The following is a 16753-nucleotide window of genomic DNA, read 5'->3' as shown; positions in this document are numbered from 1 at the left end:
GAAAAGTTAAGGGGGAACTAATACAAATCTTCTAAGCTTCTATATTCAATGATTTCATTTTTTATAATATTCTTTTTAAACTCAAAATGTTTTAAAGGATTATCGATTAACACTAGCTTGGGAATATCATCTAGGTTAGTAACTAAGGATAAAATAAAATCTGATTTAAACTCTTTGGCTTTTTCATATTCTCTGGCAGTCAATCGAATGCGACCCTTAGATTTTCGAATTCCTTTAACTTCGGCAAGATAGGAATGCTCTTGAACATCTACTTGAAAGTCATATCCATCACCATAAAGACGGGCATCGGTCAATAGTCCACCTTGAAATTTTTCTTCTTTATCAAAATGAAGGAGAAAATAATTCTCAGCCTCCATTCCAGTTTCTTGTAGACGTTTGAATTTAGTTCGAATAATTGGTTTTTCAATGGTAGTAATGCCTGTTCGCTTTCCTTCGCTGGCAAGTAACATTTTAACGATTTCAGCATAACTATGAACATCTTCATTTCCAAACATCATATCAATTAAATCTTTACGAAAACGGTAAACTTCAGCTTTCTGCCACCAACCTTTTCGATTATTGTCAAAATAAGGATCAAATAAATCCATTCTATTTTTTACAACTCCAGTTGTTTCAGCAACTCCCAGAGAAACCACATAGCGATAAAACTCCGACTTGCTAGAACATTGAAATTCTTTTATAAAAAGCTTGTCAAACTTAGCAAGACCGTAGCCAATTAAATTTAACAATTCATAATGAGGGTGTTTGGACATCACTTTCTCCATCAATAGATATTGATTTCATTATACCAAAAAACACGGCTCATCACCGTGTTTCTGTGTTTATTTCACCAACTTCTTCATCTCATCAATACGTGCGACGGTCGCATCGTATTTAGCTTGGTAGTCGGCTTGTTTGTCGCGTTCTTTTTGGACGACTTCTGGTTTGGCGTTGGCTACGAAGCGTTCGTTAGAGAGCTTCTTACCGACCATGTCCAGTTCTTTTTGCCATTTAGCCAGTTCCTTGTCGAGACGGGCCAGTTCTTCTTCGACATTGAGGAGGTCTGCCAGTGGCAGGTAGATTTCTGCTCCTGTGATGACGCTTGACATAGCAAGTTCAGGCGCAGGGATGGTTGATGCGATTTCCAAGTGTTCTGGATTTGTGAAGCGTTTGATGTAATTGACATTGCTGTTAAAGAAGGCTTCCAAGTCACTATCGCTAGTCTTAACAAGGATGGTGATAGGCTTGCTTGGTGCTACGTTCACTTCTGCACGCGCATTACGAACGGCACGGATCAAGTCTTTGAGACTTTCCACACCAGTATGAGCCGCAAGGTCTTCAAAGGCTGGGTTGACAGTTGGGTATTCTGCTGTAACGATAGAACCTTCTGAGATTTGTCCAAAGATTTCCTCTGTCACGAATGGCATGATTGGGTGGAGGAGACGAAGGATCTTGTCCAGAGTGTAAAGGAGAACAGAGCGTGTGATGACTTTCTCTTCTTCATTGTCGCTATAAAGGACTTCCTTGGTCAACTCAACGTACCAGTCCGCAAACTCATCCCAGATGAAGTTGTAGAGGATGTGGCCAGCCACACCAAACTCAAATTTATCAAAGTTTTCAGTGACTTTTCCGATCGTCTCGTTGAGGTTGTGGAGAATCCAGCGGTCTGTAACATTTCCAGCTTCCTTGTTGGCAACTTTTTCCACATTGGCAGTTGCTTGCTCAAGGGTCAAGCCTTCATTGTTCATGAGGATGTAGCGAGAGATGTTCCAGATTTTGTTAATGAAGTTCCATGAAGCATCCATTTTCTCGTAAGAGAAGCGCACGTCTTGCCCTGGTGCAGAACCGTTTGAAAGGAACCAACGCAGGCTATCTGTTCCGTACTTATCAATAACATCCATCGGATCAATCCCATTGCCCAGTGATTTAGACATCTTACGGCCTTCCTCGTCACGAATCAGACCATGAATCAATGCATTTTTGAATGGCGATTTGCCAGTAAATTCCAAACCTTGGAAAATCATTCGAGATACCCAGAACGGGATAATATCATAACCAGTCACCAAAGTTGATGTTGGATAATAACGTTTGAAGTCTTCTGAGTCGACATCAGGCCAACCCATTGTTGAGAATGGCCAAAGGGCAGAACTGAACCAAGTATCCAAGACATCTTCGTCCTGAGTCCATCCGTCACCTTCTGGCGCTTCCTCGCCGACGTACATTTCACCCTCAGCATTGTACCAAGCAGGGATTTGGTGACCCCACCAGAGCTGACGTGAGATTACCCAGTCATGGACATTTTCCATCCATTGGAGGAAGGTATCGTTGAAACGAGGTGGGTAGAATTCTACCTTGTCGTCTGTGTCTTGGTTGGCAATGGCATTCTTAGCTAATTGGTCCATCTTGACAAACCATTGCGTAGACAAGCGTGGCTCAACCACAACGCCAGTCCGCTCTGAGTGACCAACACTGTGGATACGTTTTTCGATTTTGACGAGGGTTCCGATTTCTTCCAACTTAGCAACGACTGCCTTACGAGCTTCAAAACGATCCATACCTGCAAATTCGAAGGCTAAGTCATTCATAGTACCGTCGTCGTTCATAACATTGACTTGTGGCAAGTTGTGACGTTGACCAACCAAGAAGTCGTTTGGATCATGGGCAGGTGTGATTTTCACGACACCAGTACCAAACTCAGGATCTGCATGCTCATCCCCAACGATTGGGATGAGTTTATTAGCGATTGGAAGGATGACATTTTTACCAATCAAGTCCTTGTAGCGTGGATCCTCTGGATTGACCGCAACCGCAACGTCCCCAAACATAGTCTCAGGACGAGTTGTTGCCACTTCAAGGGCGCGTGAGCCGTCTTCTAGCATATAGTTCATGTGGTAGAAGGCACCTTCGACATCCTTATGGATAACCTCGATATCAGAAAGGGCTGTGCGAGCTGCTGGGTCCCAGTTGATGATAAACTCACCACGGTAGATCCAGCCTTTCTTGTAAAGGTCCACAAAGACCTTGCGAACAGCTTTTGACAAGCCTTCATCAAGAGTGAAACGCTCGCGAGAGTAGTCGACAGAGAGCCCCATCTTGCCCCATTGTTCCTTGATAGTAGTGGCATATTCGTCTTTCCATTCCCAGACCTTGTCGAGGAATTTTTCTCGACCGAGGTCGTAACGCGTAATGCCCTCACCACGCAAGCGCTCCTCAACCTTAGCTTGAGTGGCAATACCAGCGTGGTCCATACCAGGAAGCCAAAGCGTATCAAAACCTTGCATGCGTTTTTGACGGATGATGATATCCTGCAAAGTTGTATCCCAAGCGTGACCAAGGTGGAGTTTACCAGTTACGTTTGGTGGTGGAATCACGATTGAATAAGGCTTAGCCTTTTGATCGCCTGAAGGCTTGAAAACATCCGCATCAAGCCATTTTTGGTAACGACCAGCCTCAACCTCGGCTGGATTGTATTTAGGTGAAAGTTCTTTAGACATGTGTTTGTCCTTTCTCTATTGTATTCATTTTATCTTGAATCTGCTTAGCAACTTCTTCTGCAGACAAATTCGTATTATTTATTTTAAGGTAGTGGTGCAACTCATTTGGTTGATGTTGGGAATTTAATTGAAGTGTTTCAGCAGTCTCTAAAATTTCTCTTTCAGATATCTCAATATGCCGTTTCAAGGGCTTGTGCGTCAACCGGTTCTCCGTTCGATTTCGACGTAAACGCTCCTCAAGACTTGTTTCCAACTCAACAAACAGAATCTCTTGATGAAAGTTATCCAATAAATCCTGAATTTGCTTCAAATACATCAGCTGGTACTGATTTGAAAAATCAATTACGTCTGTTAAAATTACTGATCGCTGATTTCTTGCACTTGCTCCAAGGAAAGAAAAGGTCATTCCACGAACAAATTCCCACATTTCCTCTGTAAAGTCCTGATAGATTTCTAATGCAAAATCGATGGCTTGATGGTTATAAAAGAGGGTAGCATCTGTCAGTCGAGATAACTCTTGACCAATAGTCATTTTCCCAGAAGCCGGAGCCCCAATGATGAAAATGTGCATCAAACCACCTCCCACTCACTTCTCAACAAGCCATATCTCAAATCATCACAGCGGTTATCTTGAGCATCCTTGCGATCTCGGATGCGAGCTTCAAGAGTAAATCCAAGCTTCTCTGCAACTCGTTGACTTTGGGTATTGTAACCAAAGCAAGAGAGTTCAATCTTGTGAAGACCTAGTTCTCTAAAAGCTATGTCAATCAAGGCACGCGCTGCTTCTGGTACATAACCTCGTCCCCAGTAGTCCGGGTGCAAGGTGTAGCCAATCTCTAGCACATCATCCGCATGGCGATGGTTGAAATCAACAGAACCAATGACTTTATCGGTTCCTTTGACGACAATCCCATAGCCAGCTGGGAGTTTTTCCTTTTGATTGCGTTCGGGAAGGATATGCTCTAGATAGTAAATCTCATCTTCCAAGGTCTTGACTGGAGGAAAGCCTGCTGGATAGGCGACCTCTGGGAGACTAGCGTAGGTATAGATATCCTCAGCATCTTCCACTGTCCGGACTCGTAAAACGAGACGTTCTGTTTCCAAGCGTTCTGGCAGTTCAGCTCTTGACATCCTTCTTCCTCGCTTTCCATAAAAAATGCCCCTGCCATCTATATGACAGGGACGAATGTGCTATCCGCGGTACCACCCAATTTCGGGCAGTTGCCCGCAACTCTCGTCTTTAAAATAAAAAGACACTTTTATTTCAATTTTTCATCCATTAGCAACTAGTTTTGACACATTTGTGGACTTCTCAGCTCCGCCACTTTCTGTAAAATGTGGGATTCAAAACACCTCTAATGGCTCTATTGTAGCAAGATTTTTTCGGAAATGCAAGGCACAAGAAAGATTACTTGAACTTGATGCCGTTTTCTTTCAATTTCTTGATGGTAGCTGGGCCGATTCCTTTCAAGGCAAGGAGTTCTTTTTCAGTCCAGTTTTTGAAATCTGAAGCAGACTTGATTCCTTCATCATAGAAAGTTTTGGCACGATCAAGTGGAAGTCCACCCAAGTTTGCTGCAAAATCTTCTACAGAATTGGCTACTTTTTGAGCTTGCTCTTTGGTAGCTTCCACTGCTTGTTCAACTTTTTTAGAAACAGCCTTACCAGCTTGGCTTGCTGACTGCTCAGCACGTTTTACGACTTTCTTTGTCTCTTCTACAACCTTAGTCACAGTACTTGAAAAAGCACCTGCACGACGGAGGCTATTTCGTAATTGTTTTTTACGATTGAGTTTCTTTGACATGATAAAATCCTTTCAATAAAAAACCCCTGCTCTGACAAGGATTTAATATAAATATTCTATCAAGATTTTAGTAAAAAATCAAGAATCTTTCTCGTTTAATAATTTCGCTCACCAAACAAGCCTTCTGGCAAATCATGGAATCCCTTGCCTGCTTTGAAGTTTTCAAACTTACCAAGCAAGAACTGATAAGCATCCAAGCGACTTTCGTAGCGAATCATGGCATCTTTGGCACGCTCGTCTTGGTCTTCTTCGTAGACTTTTTGGCTTTCCTTGTGTGCCATGTCGTTGATCATGATTTGGGTATTGACCCAAGCTTCAAATTCCTTCATAAATTCTTGTTCGTAACTCATTTTTTCTCCTTATTCTAATCCACGGAAATAGTCCGTATCAATCTCACGGTAGGGCTGAATATCCTGAACATACTCCAACACACCTTGGAATTCTCCCTCTTCATCGTGCACTGCTGCGTAAGTGATGTGGACAAACTTGTCTCTCGACTCAGACTTGAACCACATTTCATACTTATCCTTAGTACCTTCACGAAGCCCCTTCATGATAGTCTTGACCTTGTCCAAGTACTTAGGCGGATGGCAAAGTTCAACATTACGCCCAACTTGGGACGGCGTCCGTTTGAAAATCATCTCATCAGCTGGCGCATTGTCATTGTAATACTGGAAAATATCGTCTTTATTGACAAAGGTAATCTCCATAGGGAGGTGATTGAGGATGAGATTGGCCTGCTCGACCGATAGATAGCCATTTCCAAAAGCCTGTTGACTATGACGGTCCAGCACTGCTTCCTTTTCCTTAGGCGTAAAGGTAATGGTAAACTGCCCTTCTGGCGTATCGATAACTTGCTGAACTTGACCTTCTGCCGTATCTAGCTGTACAGGCTCCCCTGCACTATCTTCCTCAACAAAGCTCTGTCTTTCTGGCACCCATTTTTCTGACGGACGGATGATGGCATAGCCGTAAGCATCGCTCTCCTCCGCAATCTGAAGCCAGTCATCCTGAGTAAAGGACTCAAGGAGAATCATGAGAAGGATGGACTCTTCCTTGAAAATCATACTTTCAAACTCTGTCGCAAAGGCTTCAAAATCTTCTTTTACAGTGGAAATCGGCACTTCAGGTAGTGACTTGGCCGTCGCTAAAGCTGTTTGAAAGAGTTCCCTAATCTGGTCATCCACTCCCCACATGACCTTAGGAGGGGAATCGTGTCCATAGCGCTCCATGATAGGAAAGAAAAGTTCTTCTTTACGTTGGTAATGAATATCAAATTGACCTACAAGTCCCATCTGACGCACCAAACCCTTGCACATCTCCGTAAGCATTTCTTCATCTTCCATAGACTCATAGGTATCTAACAGTCTCCGAATGCGAATCAAAGCTGCACGGAGGGCCAGGTTTTCTTCCTTAAAGACCCGAACTGGGTGGCCAGGATGCTCGGTATCCTCTACTTCAACACCCTTAACAGCATTTTTAAAAAGATTAGCATGGACATCACAGAGTTCCATGACATCTTCAAAAGTGACGCCCGAGTCCGAGTTCATCAGCTCGTGCTCCATGAGGGAAATCTCGATGGCTGAGACACCCGCAAAGGTCGCATCAAAACGCTCCTGAACCGACTCAGGAGAGGCACCATTGTGCAATTCTAACAAAATATCCCGCAGGACATGAATCCGTTCATCTGCCATTAGTCTAACCCAATCACTTCGTAGCCGTTTGCTTCCAGCGTGCGGACAATCTTGTCCATAGGAGTTCCTTCAAGCTTAGAACCCTGTTTGAGTGATACTTTACGACCAACTGTATTACGCATTAAGGGATTAGCAAGGGGTTTAAAACCCAACTCCACTAGAATCTCTAAGACTTCTGGATGCTTGTCCACCACTTCTGCAACAGGAATTGACACATCGATGATATTGTCCATGACGACCTCCATTGAATGTTCTAAAATGATTTTACTGCTTTTATTATACCACAAGGAAAGAGATTAAAAAACTAGCAGTGGAGTTCCTGCTAGTTATCTGCGACTTGAATTACGACCTAAATAAGTTTAAAGAGCCAATCCAATATTTTAAATAATAGCTTGTAAAACAGCAATTGGACCGCAAAAGAGATGATCATCCAAAAGAATTTCAAAATCCCAATAATCGGTTTGATAAAAATAATGGCAAGAAGTGCCCAGAAAAATTTCATTTTTTATCCTCTGGCTTAATGAGCCACCGAGCCGTATCCATTAACTTGTCTGCAATAAAAAGTTTACCTAGACCGACAACAACATTGTCATCTTTCTTTATCGTTTTCATTACTTTTACACCTTGTACGGTCAAAAAGTAATTACCATAGATTTTAGCAAAAGCTTTGATAGGCCCCATATTATCTTCCCTCGTTTAACTACACTTTCAAAATATTGAAGATACCAGTCTTGCTGGCTATTTCTGTGAAATTTACTCTTTTCATTTCCTATAATATCATACAAGTTGAATTTTATAAGGCTTTTTAATAATGTTTAACTCTGGAAAGATTCTGCCAGCATGTTTATTGCCTTTTCCTCCACCAAAAAAGAGGGTTGCCCCTCTTCTTAGTTCTTATCCAGATTGCGTAGCATCTCGTCAATCTTATTTCCATATTCGATGGATTCGTCTTTGACGAATGTCAAATCTGGGATTTTGTACAATTTCAAATTGCGACCAAGTTCACGTTTGATGGTGCCAGTTGCTTTTTCAAGCCCGATTTGAGCTTTCTGGTTATCTGAAGCAAGGTTACTCAAAATGGTGTAGTAAACCTTGGCAACAGACAAGTCACCCAGCATCTGAACATCTGTGATGGTCACGCCTTGGACACGCGGATCACGGACTTTCTTTTGCAAAATCTCATTGACTTCACGCTTGATTTCCATGCCCACACGATCCGTACGGAAATGATTTGCCATGATATTCCTTTCTCTACTTTGAACCAAAAGCTAGGCCAGCAGACCTAGCTATTTTTAAATTTATTGATTTTCATTTCAAATTGGAACGAAGTTCAATTTGAAATCATCTGCTTCTTTCGCCGTGGTGAAAGTGATGGAACTGATTTATCAGTCCCATCACAGGGGATTTTTGAGACCCTAGGCTCAAAAATAAGCAATGAAACCATCGGTTTGCTTGCGTCCCTCACCACCTAAGAAAGGAGCAAAAAATCTTATCGTTTGATTTCTTCCATGACATAGGCCTCAATCACATCATCCATCTTGATATCATTGTAGCCATCGATCATCAATCCACCTTCACGACCGTTTGTAACTTCCTTAACGTCGTCTTTGTAGTGTTTCAAGCTTGCAAGTTCACCGTCATAGATAACGACACCATCACGGATAACACGGACTTTAGAGTCACGGGTAACCTTACCGTTGATAACCATGAATCCACCGATAGTTCCCACTTTAGACACCTTGAAGGTTTCACGAATAACTGCTTCACCGATAACTTTTTCTTCAAATTCTGGATCAAGCATTCCTTTCATGGCTTCTTCCATCTCTTCGATAACCTTGTAGATAATGCTGTGAAGACGGATTTCCACATCGTCAGCTTCTGCTTGTTGACGAGCTTGTGGTGTAGGGCGTACGTTGAAACCAACGATGAAAGCATTTGAAGCTTCAGCAAGAGTCACGTCAGATTCGTTGATGGCACCGACAGCCGAGTGAACAATGGTCACTTTGACACCTTCCACATCGATCTTTTGAAGTGATGCAGAAAGTGCTTCAACTGAACCTTGTACATCAGCCTTGATGATAACGTTAACAGATTTGAGTTCACCAGCTTTAAGGGTATCAAAGAGGTTTTCAAGGCTGACACGTTGGGTAGCTTGACGTTGTTTCATGAGGGCACGTTTGGCACGCTCTTCACCGGCTGCACGCGCAGATTTTTCATCCTCGTAAACGGCAAAGTGGTCACCCGCCATTGGCGCTTCGTTCAAACCTGTGATAGAAACTGGTGTTGATGGTCCAGCAACTTTAACACGACGACCAAGGTCATTGGTCATAGCACGGACACGACCGAAAGTATTTCCGACAACGATTGGGTCTTGAACATTCAAGGTACCTTGTTGCACAAGAAGGGTTGCAACCGCACCTTTTCCTTTATCCAAGCGCGCTTCGATAACTGTACCAATCGCACGAACTGTTGGGTCTGCCTTGAGTTCTTGGATTTCAGCCACAAGAAGGACTGTTTCCAACAATTCTTCGATGTTTTGGTTGAATTTAGCCGAGATTTCAACAAATTCAGAATCTCCGCCCCAAGCTGTTGACATAACTCCATGCTCTGCCAATTCACCGATAACACGTTCTGGGTTGGCACCTGGTTTATCAATTTTGTTGATGGCTACGATGATTGGAACGTTGGCCGCTTTTGAGTGGTTGATGGCTTCGATAGTCTGAGGCATAACCCCGTCATCTGCCGCTACAACCAAGATAGTAATATCGGTAACAGACGCACCACGCGCACGCATCGATGTAAAGGCCGCGTGTCCTGGTGTATCAAGGAAGGTGATCTTCTTGCCATTTTCCACAATTTGGTAGGCACCGATATGCTGAGTGATACCACCTGCTTCACCTGTCGCAACACGAGAGTTACGAAGGGTATCTAGGAGAGTTGTTTTACCGTGGTCAACGTGTCCCATGATAGTTACAACTGGTGGACGCTCAACCAACTCATCTTCATTAAGATAACCATCTTCGACAAAGAAACGTTCGATATCGGCATTATCCACTTCAACCTTTTGTTTGGCTTCGATACCATAATCCACCATGAGGAGTTCAATTGTTCCCCCATCCAAGGATTGGTTTTGTGTGGCCATGACACCCATCATAAAGAGTTTCTTAACGATTTCAGCTGGTTCACGTTTGATACGTTTTGCGATTTCCGCAACGGTCATACCATCTGTATACTCAAATTCTGTTGGCAATTCATGGAATTTACGTTCTGTAACAGGTTTTGGAGTCTGATTACGGTTGTTCTTGTTATTGCCTTTTTTGTTCTTTTTGTTGTTATTCCAGTTACTATTTCTTTGATTTCTCACTTGATTTTGACTACTTCGATTCTTTTGTTGTTTTCTAGGACCATCTTCTTCGCGATCGTAATCATCGCGCTCTTTGTCTGGTCGGGCTTGCTTCTTACGACGTGTATCCACTGCAACTTCTTTTTTCACAGGAGCTGTTTCAACCACTGCTTGAACTTGTTGCGCTTGTTCAGCTAACTTAGCAGCTTCTTCAAAGATTTCCTCTGGCTCCTTGCGTTTGTTAGCTTGAGCCAAGGCTTCTTTGGCAGCCTGAGTCTGCTTGAAACGTTCCTCGCTTGAACGAGCGTACTCTGCGTTTTGCTCTGCTTTCAGGGCTGCTGCACGGGCTTTAAAGTCAATGCGTGGAGTCGCTTGATTTGGACGTTTGTCCTCTTGTTGACGGCGCTCATTTCCACGATTTTGCTGACCTTGCTGTTTCTTAGCTTGGTCGTTAAAACGGCGATTGTCGCGGTTGCCTTGACCTTGTTTTCCACCATTGCGACCGTCGTTTTTCTGACGGTTTCCGTTTTGTTGCTGGTCACGGTTATTGCCCTTGTTTTGCTTGCGTCGTTCTGCCTGCTCTTTGGCACGGGCTTCACGCTCAGCCTTGAAATTACGACTTTGCGGTTTAGCTGCTACTTTTTCTGCCTTCGGAGTAACTGGCTCAACCGGTTTTGCCTCTTCCTTAGCTACAGCTGGTTTAGCTGGTTCAGATTTCTCGACTTTCTTTTCTGCACTTGCTTTTGGTGCTGCAGGTTTTGCTTCTACTTTCGGAGCAACAGGTTTAAAGCTGGCAGCGATTTTTACAGCGACAGCTTCTTCCACACTTGATGAGTGGCTTTTCACATCCAAGCCCAACTCTTTTGCACGCGCTACAACTTCTTTGCTTTCTTTTCCAAGTTCTTTTGCGATTTCGTACAATCTTTTCTTAGACAAATCATGTCCTCCTCTTCTATTCCATAAGAGACCTCATTTTCTTTGTAAATCCAGCATCTGTTACAGCCAAAACCTTTCTCGATTTCCCGACTGCTATGCTTAATTCCAGTGTTGAAAACACGGCTACAATTTCTACTTGATAATAATGACTTTTATCTTGAATCTTCTTGGTCAGATTGGGTCCAGCATCATGGGCTAGAAAGACCAACTTGGCCTTGCCATCTTGAATGGCCTTAACCACCAATTCTTCACCCGATATAATCCTTCCTGCTCGCTGAGCAAGTCCCAAGAGATTGCTTATCTTTTGCTTATTCAAGTCCTAACTCTCTTCTTTTCACTTTGTGATCCACATAAGCGATCAACTCGTCATAAAAGCTTTCTTCAACTTCCATATTAAAGCTGCGGTTAAAGACCTTCTTCTTTTTCGCCTCTAGGGCCTCTGCATTGTCTAGCTTGATATAAGCGCCGCGGCCATTGGCCTTTCCTGTCGGATCGATAAAGACTTGTCCTTCCTTGTTCTTGACAATGCGGAGCAAATCACGTTTATCAATCACTTCGTTAGACACAACAGACTTGCGCAAAGGGATTTTTCTCGTTTTCATCTTTCCCTCCTCTAGCAGCTTTTATTCTTCTACAGTATCGTTTTCTGCTTCCAAACCTACCGAACCAGTTTCTTCCATGGCTTCAAATTCACTAGCAGACTTGATATCGATACGGTAACCAGTCAAGTGAGCTGCCAAGCGAACGTTTTGCCCACGACGACCGATAGCAAGAGAAAGCTTGTTATCAGGAACAACCACCAAGGCACGTTTGCTATCGTTTTCGTCAAAGATAACTTGGTCAACTTCAGCAGGAGCGATGGCATTGTAGATAAATTCAGCTGGATCTGCTACCCACTCGATAACGTCGATGTTTTCTTCGATTGGCACCATACGGTCGCTCTTGGCATCGTAACGTGCTGGGTGGAATTTGCTAGTAATCTTCTTGATATTCGCTCCACCACGTCCAACGATTGTACCGATAGCGTCCACGTTTGGATTATGGCTACGAACTGCAACCTTAGTACGGTCACCAGCTTCACGAGCTACGCTCATGATTTCAACAGTTCCATCATAAACTTCTGGAATTTCTTGCTCCATCAAACGTTTGATCATCTCCGGATGACTACGGCTAACAAAGACGTTGACTCCACGAGGATTATCTTCAACCTTGTAGACATAGACTTCGATACGATCATGGGAAGCAAAAACTTCTCCAGGGATTTGGTCTTGTTTTGACAACTGGGCTTCGATGCTACCAAGGTTGACATAGATGAAACGGTTGTCAAAGCGTTCTACTGTACCAGACATGATTTCTTGCTCATGTTCTTTGTAAGTATTGTAGGTAATAGCACGTGTTTGCTTGCGCATTTTTTCCATGATAGTTTGTTTGGCAGATTGGGCTGCTACACGACCAAACTCAACTGGCGCTTCTTCAAACTTGATCTTATCGCCAAGCTCATAGGCTGAATTAATAGCAAGAGCATCTTTCAAGCTGATTTCCAAACGGCTATCAAAGACTTCATCCACAACTTCACGAACAGTATAGACTGTGAAATCACCTGTTTTTTCATTGAAGTCAATAGCTACGCTGTCTGATTGACCATAGCGTCTGCGATAAGCGGAACGAAGCGACTCTACTACTGCGTCGATGATATCTTCTTTTTTGATTCCCTTGTCTTCTTCCAAAATTCGGAAGGCCTCTAGCATTTCTTTACTCATGTTTTCTTCACTTTTGAATCTTCAAAAGCTATCCTTTCTTTTTCTATAATTTAACTGCTAAACGTGCTTTTGATACTAAACTGTATGGAATTTGGACTGTTTTCTTACGAGTCTTGTCCATATATTCCATGGTCAATTCATCCTCTTCAAAGGCCATCAAGGTTCCTTCAAAGACTTTTTGCTTATCGATGGCTTGGTAGAGCCCGACATGGATGTATTTCCCAACCGCTCCAGCAACGGCATCCTTAGTTTTCAAAGGACGTTCCAAGCCTGGACTGGTGATTTCTAGGAAATATTGTTCTGGGAAGGGATCTGGCTTGATGGTGTCTAGGACAGGACTGATAATTTCTGTCAAGTCTGCCGTGTCGTTCAAGGTAATTCCTTCAGGTTTATCTACAAAAATACTGAGAATCATGTCACTGCCAATCTTTCCATACTCGATATCCACAAGTTCGAAAGGAGCTTCTATGACAGGTTCTACAACTTCTCTGACTAATTCTACGATTGTTGCGATTGCGTCCACCTCCTCATAAGCAAGAGGCGAAGATATTTCCTCGCCTCACTTTTCATATTCTTGCTCTTAGTATAGCACGTTTGCCAACTTATGTAAAGCAAAAGCACTTATACAGCCTGATTTCAGGCTATTTCTTAAAATTCTGCCTCAACTCGATAGATAACTTGCCCCTTGTTGGAGAATTTTTGCTCGTATTCTGTCATGACATTGCCTTCAAAATCACTGGCATGTAAATCAAGCCAGACACCATTGAGCTTCATGCCATACTGAGAAAAACTCACTAGGCTGTACTCAAACAAGCCACGGTTATCCGTCTTGAAATGAATTTCTCCATTTTCAGGCAAGATACGTTTGAAGGTATCCAAGAAGGTTTTGTAGGTCAAACGACGCTTTTCATGGCGTTTTTTAGGCCAAGGATCTGAAAAATTCAGATACAAGCGATCAATCTCACCGTCTTCAAAGTAGTCAGTCAAGTCAGAACCATCTACCCACAAGAGCTTAATGTTAGGCACTCCAACTTCAAGCACCTTGTCCAAAGCGTAGCTCAAAACAGACTTTTGAATATCAATCCCGATATAGTTGATGTCAGGGTTTTGCTTGGCCATACCTGAAACAAAGGCACCCTTTCCACTTCCAACTTCCACATGAATGGGATTATCATTGCCAAACAAGTCCCGCCATTTTCCCTTGGCTTCTAAGGGATTGAGGACCACATACTGGGGATTTGCCTCTAGTAATTCTGTCGCCCCTTTACGATTTCTAACTCTCATCTTCTCTTTCCATACTTGTCTCGGAAGTGACGCAAGCCATGGATCTCCCGATTGACATTTTCTAAATCTTGGTTCATATAATACTTGGAAATCTGGCTCAAATAAGACAATTGACCGTACCAATACAATTTATTTAATACCGTTTGATTGTACTTGTAACCGTAGTAGGTCAACCATTCCTTCCACTGATGTTCTGGAATATAATGGCAGAGCATATGGGCCACATCAAACATGCGGTCGGTCAAGCGAACCGAATCCCAATCTACCAAATAAATCAAGCCACTATCTGTCTCAATCCAATTACTATGTCGTACATCTCCATGGACAATGGTCGCATGGTCCTCTCTAAATCCTGGAATAGTCTGACGTAAATCAGCCATCACTTCACTGATAAAATGATTTTTACGCAAAGCATCTGGAGCCGTTTCCTGCCAAGACTGCAGTAAATCTACAGGTGTTTCCATGGCATACCCCAAACGACTCAACTGTGTCATCAACGGACGTGAGCGATGAAGGCGGGTTAAAATATTGACGATTTGTTTACGATTCATATCATAGGGGGTCAATATCTTGCCTGTCAACCATTCTTGAGCACACATATCACGCCCATCTGCCAAACGGCGACTCCATAATAATTGTGGAGCAATTTGTTCTCTAGCTAGACCAGGTAGGATTGGAGAGGTGTTCATTTTTACAAAGATACGCTTCCCATCAGGATAGCTACCCATATAAGCCTTGCCACTTTTCCCAGGTATGGGAGTCAGTGTTAGCTCATTATCACCCAAATCCATTTCTTTCCTCCGTATAAAGTTTCCTTACTATTCTACTAGTTTTTGGGCTATTCGTCAACCGCTCTAACCCGATTCTCAAAGAAAAGCCTCTGGATTGGCTTGGGTATCATTATAGAAAGAAAAAGGTAAGCACAATCTCCTACTTACCTTTTCATGATTTTTATAAATAATATAAGAGTGGCCAAGCATTGTAAAACATGTGAACTAGAGTAGAAACCCATAGGTTTTGGCTCTTTTTATAAGCAAAGCCCAGTAACAAGCCCCCAAGTAGATAAAAAATAAACGAAGGGACATTAGAAGGTCCATGCATGAAAGAAAAGAGAGAGGAAGTTAGTACAAGCCCTAACCAAGAATTGTCAAAAACGGCACCTTGAAGAAGTCCTCTGAAAATGAGTTCCTCCTGGATGGGTCCAAAAACTGAGGAAGTCAAAATCAAAGACAGAGAAATTCCAATGAACAGCAAGAGTTGTTTCCTGCTTAACATCCCCAAAGAAATCATATCAAACCATTTCGCATAGCCAAAACTAAGGAAAAGCAAGAGACTCTTTACAACAATGAATATGTACTGGTGTTGAAAATAATCTCCTTGATTGACGGAATATCCCGCTGCACCAACGATTGCAAATACTAAAAATCCCAAAAACAAGGCATGACATTTATTGAAAATGGCCATAAAACTATCCTCCCCACCAAACAGACTTCCCTACAAGTCATCCTTTCGCTCTAACCTTTCCAATACAAACCATTTGAGTAACCAAAATCCGACCACATAACCAGCCCCTAAGAATATAGCCATTACAGATAACATGGGATTCAGGAAATAAAAGACCACCACAGATACAAAGGTTAGCACAAAAACATTGAATGCAATGGTGTCAGAAGCCAAATCTAAAATATAGGGCGTCAACCAGTCTAAGGTTTTTGAATCTAGGAAAAATAAATGTTTATACATGATGACCTCCTCTTGTCAGACTATAGACCAGTCCCAGATTAATAAGAAAACTCTTCCCCTACTTTTTATAATACTTCAAGCCCCACATGAGCAGAAGCATGATAATCAAGCAGAGAATAGCGCCAATATAGGCAATTAGTTGTTGATAGAATTCTCCTGCTGTGATACCTCTATACAAACAGATAATAGACATAAAGCCCGTCAAGCCGATGAACATGAGCTGATTGGTTCTAGGACTAACCAAATCATCATCTTCAAACTCTCTTATCCTCATTTCCCTAGTGAGGTAAACAGTGACCAAAATAGAAGCCAAGTTAATAACCACTAAAAGAAATTGGAAAACCAAGGAAAAATTTAAAAACTGACGAGATAGAAATAGATAAGTAGAGACAAGTAAGGGCAACTGACCTAGGAACAATCTCGCAAGGAAGATGTTCCGTTTTTTAGCAAGAAAAGTTTTCATTTCTTTGCTCCTTTCTTTTTAGTTAAAGCAAGATAGATTATAACCGCAATCACATAGGCTATGGTATAGAATAGATGATACCAAGCACTATCCCTAAGCGGATATAGAAATATGGACATGATCAGATACAAGATGAAAATGACAAGTATTTTTTTCTTCATAAAATTTCCTCCTGAATGTTTGTTGAGCTAGAACCTTTACACTGCTAGTATAGCACTCGTTTTATTCTTGG

20 protein-coding genes are annotated in these 16753 nt (G+C 42.4%); all 20 read right to left on the bottom strand.

Features of this window, described 5'->3' with window-relative positions:
* Positions 1-17: 17 nt before the first annotated feature.
* A complete protein-coding gene (locus QM408_RS05405) occupies positions 18-773 on the bottom strand; it encodes a protein NO VEIN domain-containing protein (protein WP_414373856.1) in 756 nt (251 codons plus the stop codon).
* 69 nt (positions 774-842) lie between these two features.
* Complete coding sequence (locus QM408_RS05400; protein WP_414373854.1) at positions 843-3494, bottom strand: valine--tRNA ligase; 2652 nt, start codon at positions 3492-3494, stop codon at positions 843-845.
* Positions 3487-4065: an AAA family ATPase gene (locus QM408_RS05395; RefSeq protein ID WP_414373852.1), complete on the bottom strand. Its 579-nt coding sequence runs from the start codon at positions 4063-4065 to the stop codon at positions 3487-3489. Before QM408_RS05395 ends, QM408_RS05400 begins: the two co-directional genes overlap by 8 nt.
* A complete protein-coding gene (locus QM408_RS05390) occupies positions 4065-4625 on the bottom strand; it encodes a GNAT family N-acetyltransferase (protein ID WP_414373850.1) in 561 nt (186 codons plus the stop codon). The genes QM408_RS05395 and QM408_RS05390 overlap by 1 nt, the downstream gene beginning before the upstream one ends.
* A 277-nt stretch (positions 4626-4902) precedes the next feature.
* Positions 4903-5298, bottom strand: a complete 396-nt coding sequence (locus tag QM408_RS05385; RefSeq protein ID WP_000038635.1) for a helix-hairpin-helix domain-containing protein — start codon at positions 5296-5298, stop codon at positions 4903-4905.
* A gap of 95 nt (positions 5299-5393) precedes the next feature.
* A complete protein-coding gene (locus QM408_RS05380) occupies positions 5394-5648 on the bottom strand; it encodes a DUF1912 family protein (RefSeq protein WP_000119707.1) in 255 nt (84 codons plus the stop codon).
* Between the two features lie 9 nt (positions 5649-5657).
* Entirely contained in the window at positions 5658-6992 is a 1335-nt protein-coding gene (locus QM408_RS05375) for a DUF438 domain-containing protein (RefSeq protein ID WP_045612812.1), read from the bottom strand.
* Positions 6992-7225, bottom strand: coding sequence for a DUF1858 domain-containing protein (locus tag QM408_RS05370; protein WP_000368739.1), 234 nt, complete (start codon positions 7223-7225; stop codon positions 6992-6994). Before QM408_RS05370 ends, QM408_RS05375 begins: the two co-directional genes overlap by 1 nt.
* A gap of 265 nt (positions 7226-7490) precedes the next feature.
* Positions 7491-7673 (bottom strand): hypothetical protein, encoded by a 183-nt coding sequence (locus QM408_RS05365; RefSeq protein WP_261011972.1) that lies wholly within the window; start codon positions 7671-7673, stop codon positions 7491-7493.
* A gap of 206 nt (positions 7674-7879) precedes the next feature.
* On the bottom strand, positions 7880-8230 hold the full coding sequence (rbfA, locus tag QM408_RS05360; RefSeq protein ID WP_001273601.1) for a 30S ribosome-binding factor RbfA: 351 nt from the start codon (positions 8228-8230) through the stop codon (positions 7880-7882).
* Positions 8231-8481: 251 nt separating this feature from the next.
* Complete coding sequence (infB, locus tag QM408_RS05355; protein WP_414373847.1) at positions 8482-11271, bottom strand: translation initiation factor IF-2; 2790 nt, start codon at positions 11269-11271, stop codon at positions 8482-8484.
* Between the two features lie 16 nt (positions 11272-11287).
* Positions 11288-11587 (bottom strand): YlxQ-related RNA-binding protein, encoded by a 300-nt coding sequence (locus tag QM408_RS05350; protein ID WP_033681346.1) that lies wholly within the window; start codon positions 11585-11587, stop codon positions 11288-11290.
* Positions 11580-11873, bottom strand: coding sequence for an RNase P modulator RnpM (gene rnpM, locus QM408_RS05345; RefSeq protein WP_000857560.1), 294 nt, complete (start codon positions 11871-11873; stop codon positions 11580-11582). The genes QM408_RS05350 and rnpM overlap by 8 nt, the downstream gene beginning before the upstream one ends.
* A gap of 21 nt (positions 11874-11894) precedes the next feature.
* Positions 11895-13031 (bottom strand): transcription termination factor NusA, encoded by a 1137-nt coding sequence (gene nusA, locus QM408_RS05340; protein WP_414373845.1) that lies wholly within the window; start codon positions 13029-13031, stop codon positions 11895-11897.
* Between the two features lie 43 nt (positions 13032-13074).
* A complete protein-coding gene (gene rimP / locus QM408_RS05335) occupies positions 13075-13554 on the bottom strand; it encodes a ribosome maturation factor RimP (RefSeq protein WP_290114808.1) in 480 nt (159 codons plus the stop codon).
* A gap of 125 nt (positions 13555-13679) precedes the next feature.
* Positions 13680-14315: a tRNA (guanosine(46)-N7)-methyltransferase TrmB gene (gene trmB, locus QM408_RS05330; RefSeq protein WP_001266094.1), complete on the bottom strand. Its 636-nt coding sequence runs from the start codon at positions 14313-14315 to the stop codon at positions 13680-13682.
* Positions 14312-15106 (bottom strand): cell cycle regulator CcrZ, encoded by a 795-nt coding sequence (gene ccrZ / locus QM408_RS05325; protein WP_000362999.1) that lies wholly within the window; start codon positions 15104-15106, stop codon positions 14312-14314. Before ccrZ ends, trmB begins: the two co-directional genes overlap by 4 nt.
* Before the next feature lie 160 nt (positions 15107-15266).
* Entirely contained in the window at positions 15267-15779 is a 513-nt protein-coding gene (locus tag QM408_RS05320; protein ID WP_414373843.1) for a CPBP family intramembrane glutamic endopeptidase, read from the bottom strand.
* Between the two features lie 30 nt (positions 15780-15809).
* Entirely contained in the window at positions 15810-16058 is a 249-nt protein-coding gene (gene blpZ / locus QM408_RS05315; RefSeq protein WP_049543807.1) for an immunity protein BlpZ, read from the bottom strand.
* Between the two features lie 58 nt (positions 16059-16116).
* The gene (locus tag QM408_RS05310) at positions 16117-16521 is read right to left on the bottom strand and encodes an immunity protein (protein ID WP_261150472.1); all 405 of its coding nucleotides are present in this window, start codon (positions 16519-16521) and stop codon (positions 16117-16119) included.
* Positions 16522-16753 lie beyond the last annotated feature (232 nt).

It is taken from the genome of Streptococcus mitis, assembly GCF_047464965.1.
In the GTDB taxonomy this organism is placed as follows: Bacteria; Bacillota; Bacilli; order Lactobacillales; family Streptococcaceae; genus Streptococcus; species Streptococcus mitis_DU.
This window is presented reverse-complemented; position numbering and strand designations above follow the sequence as displayed.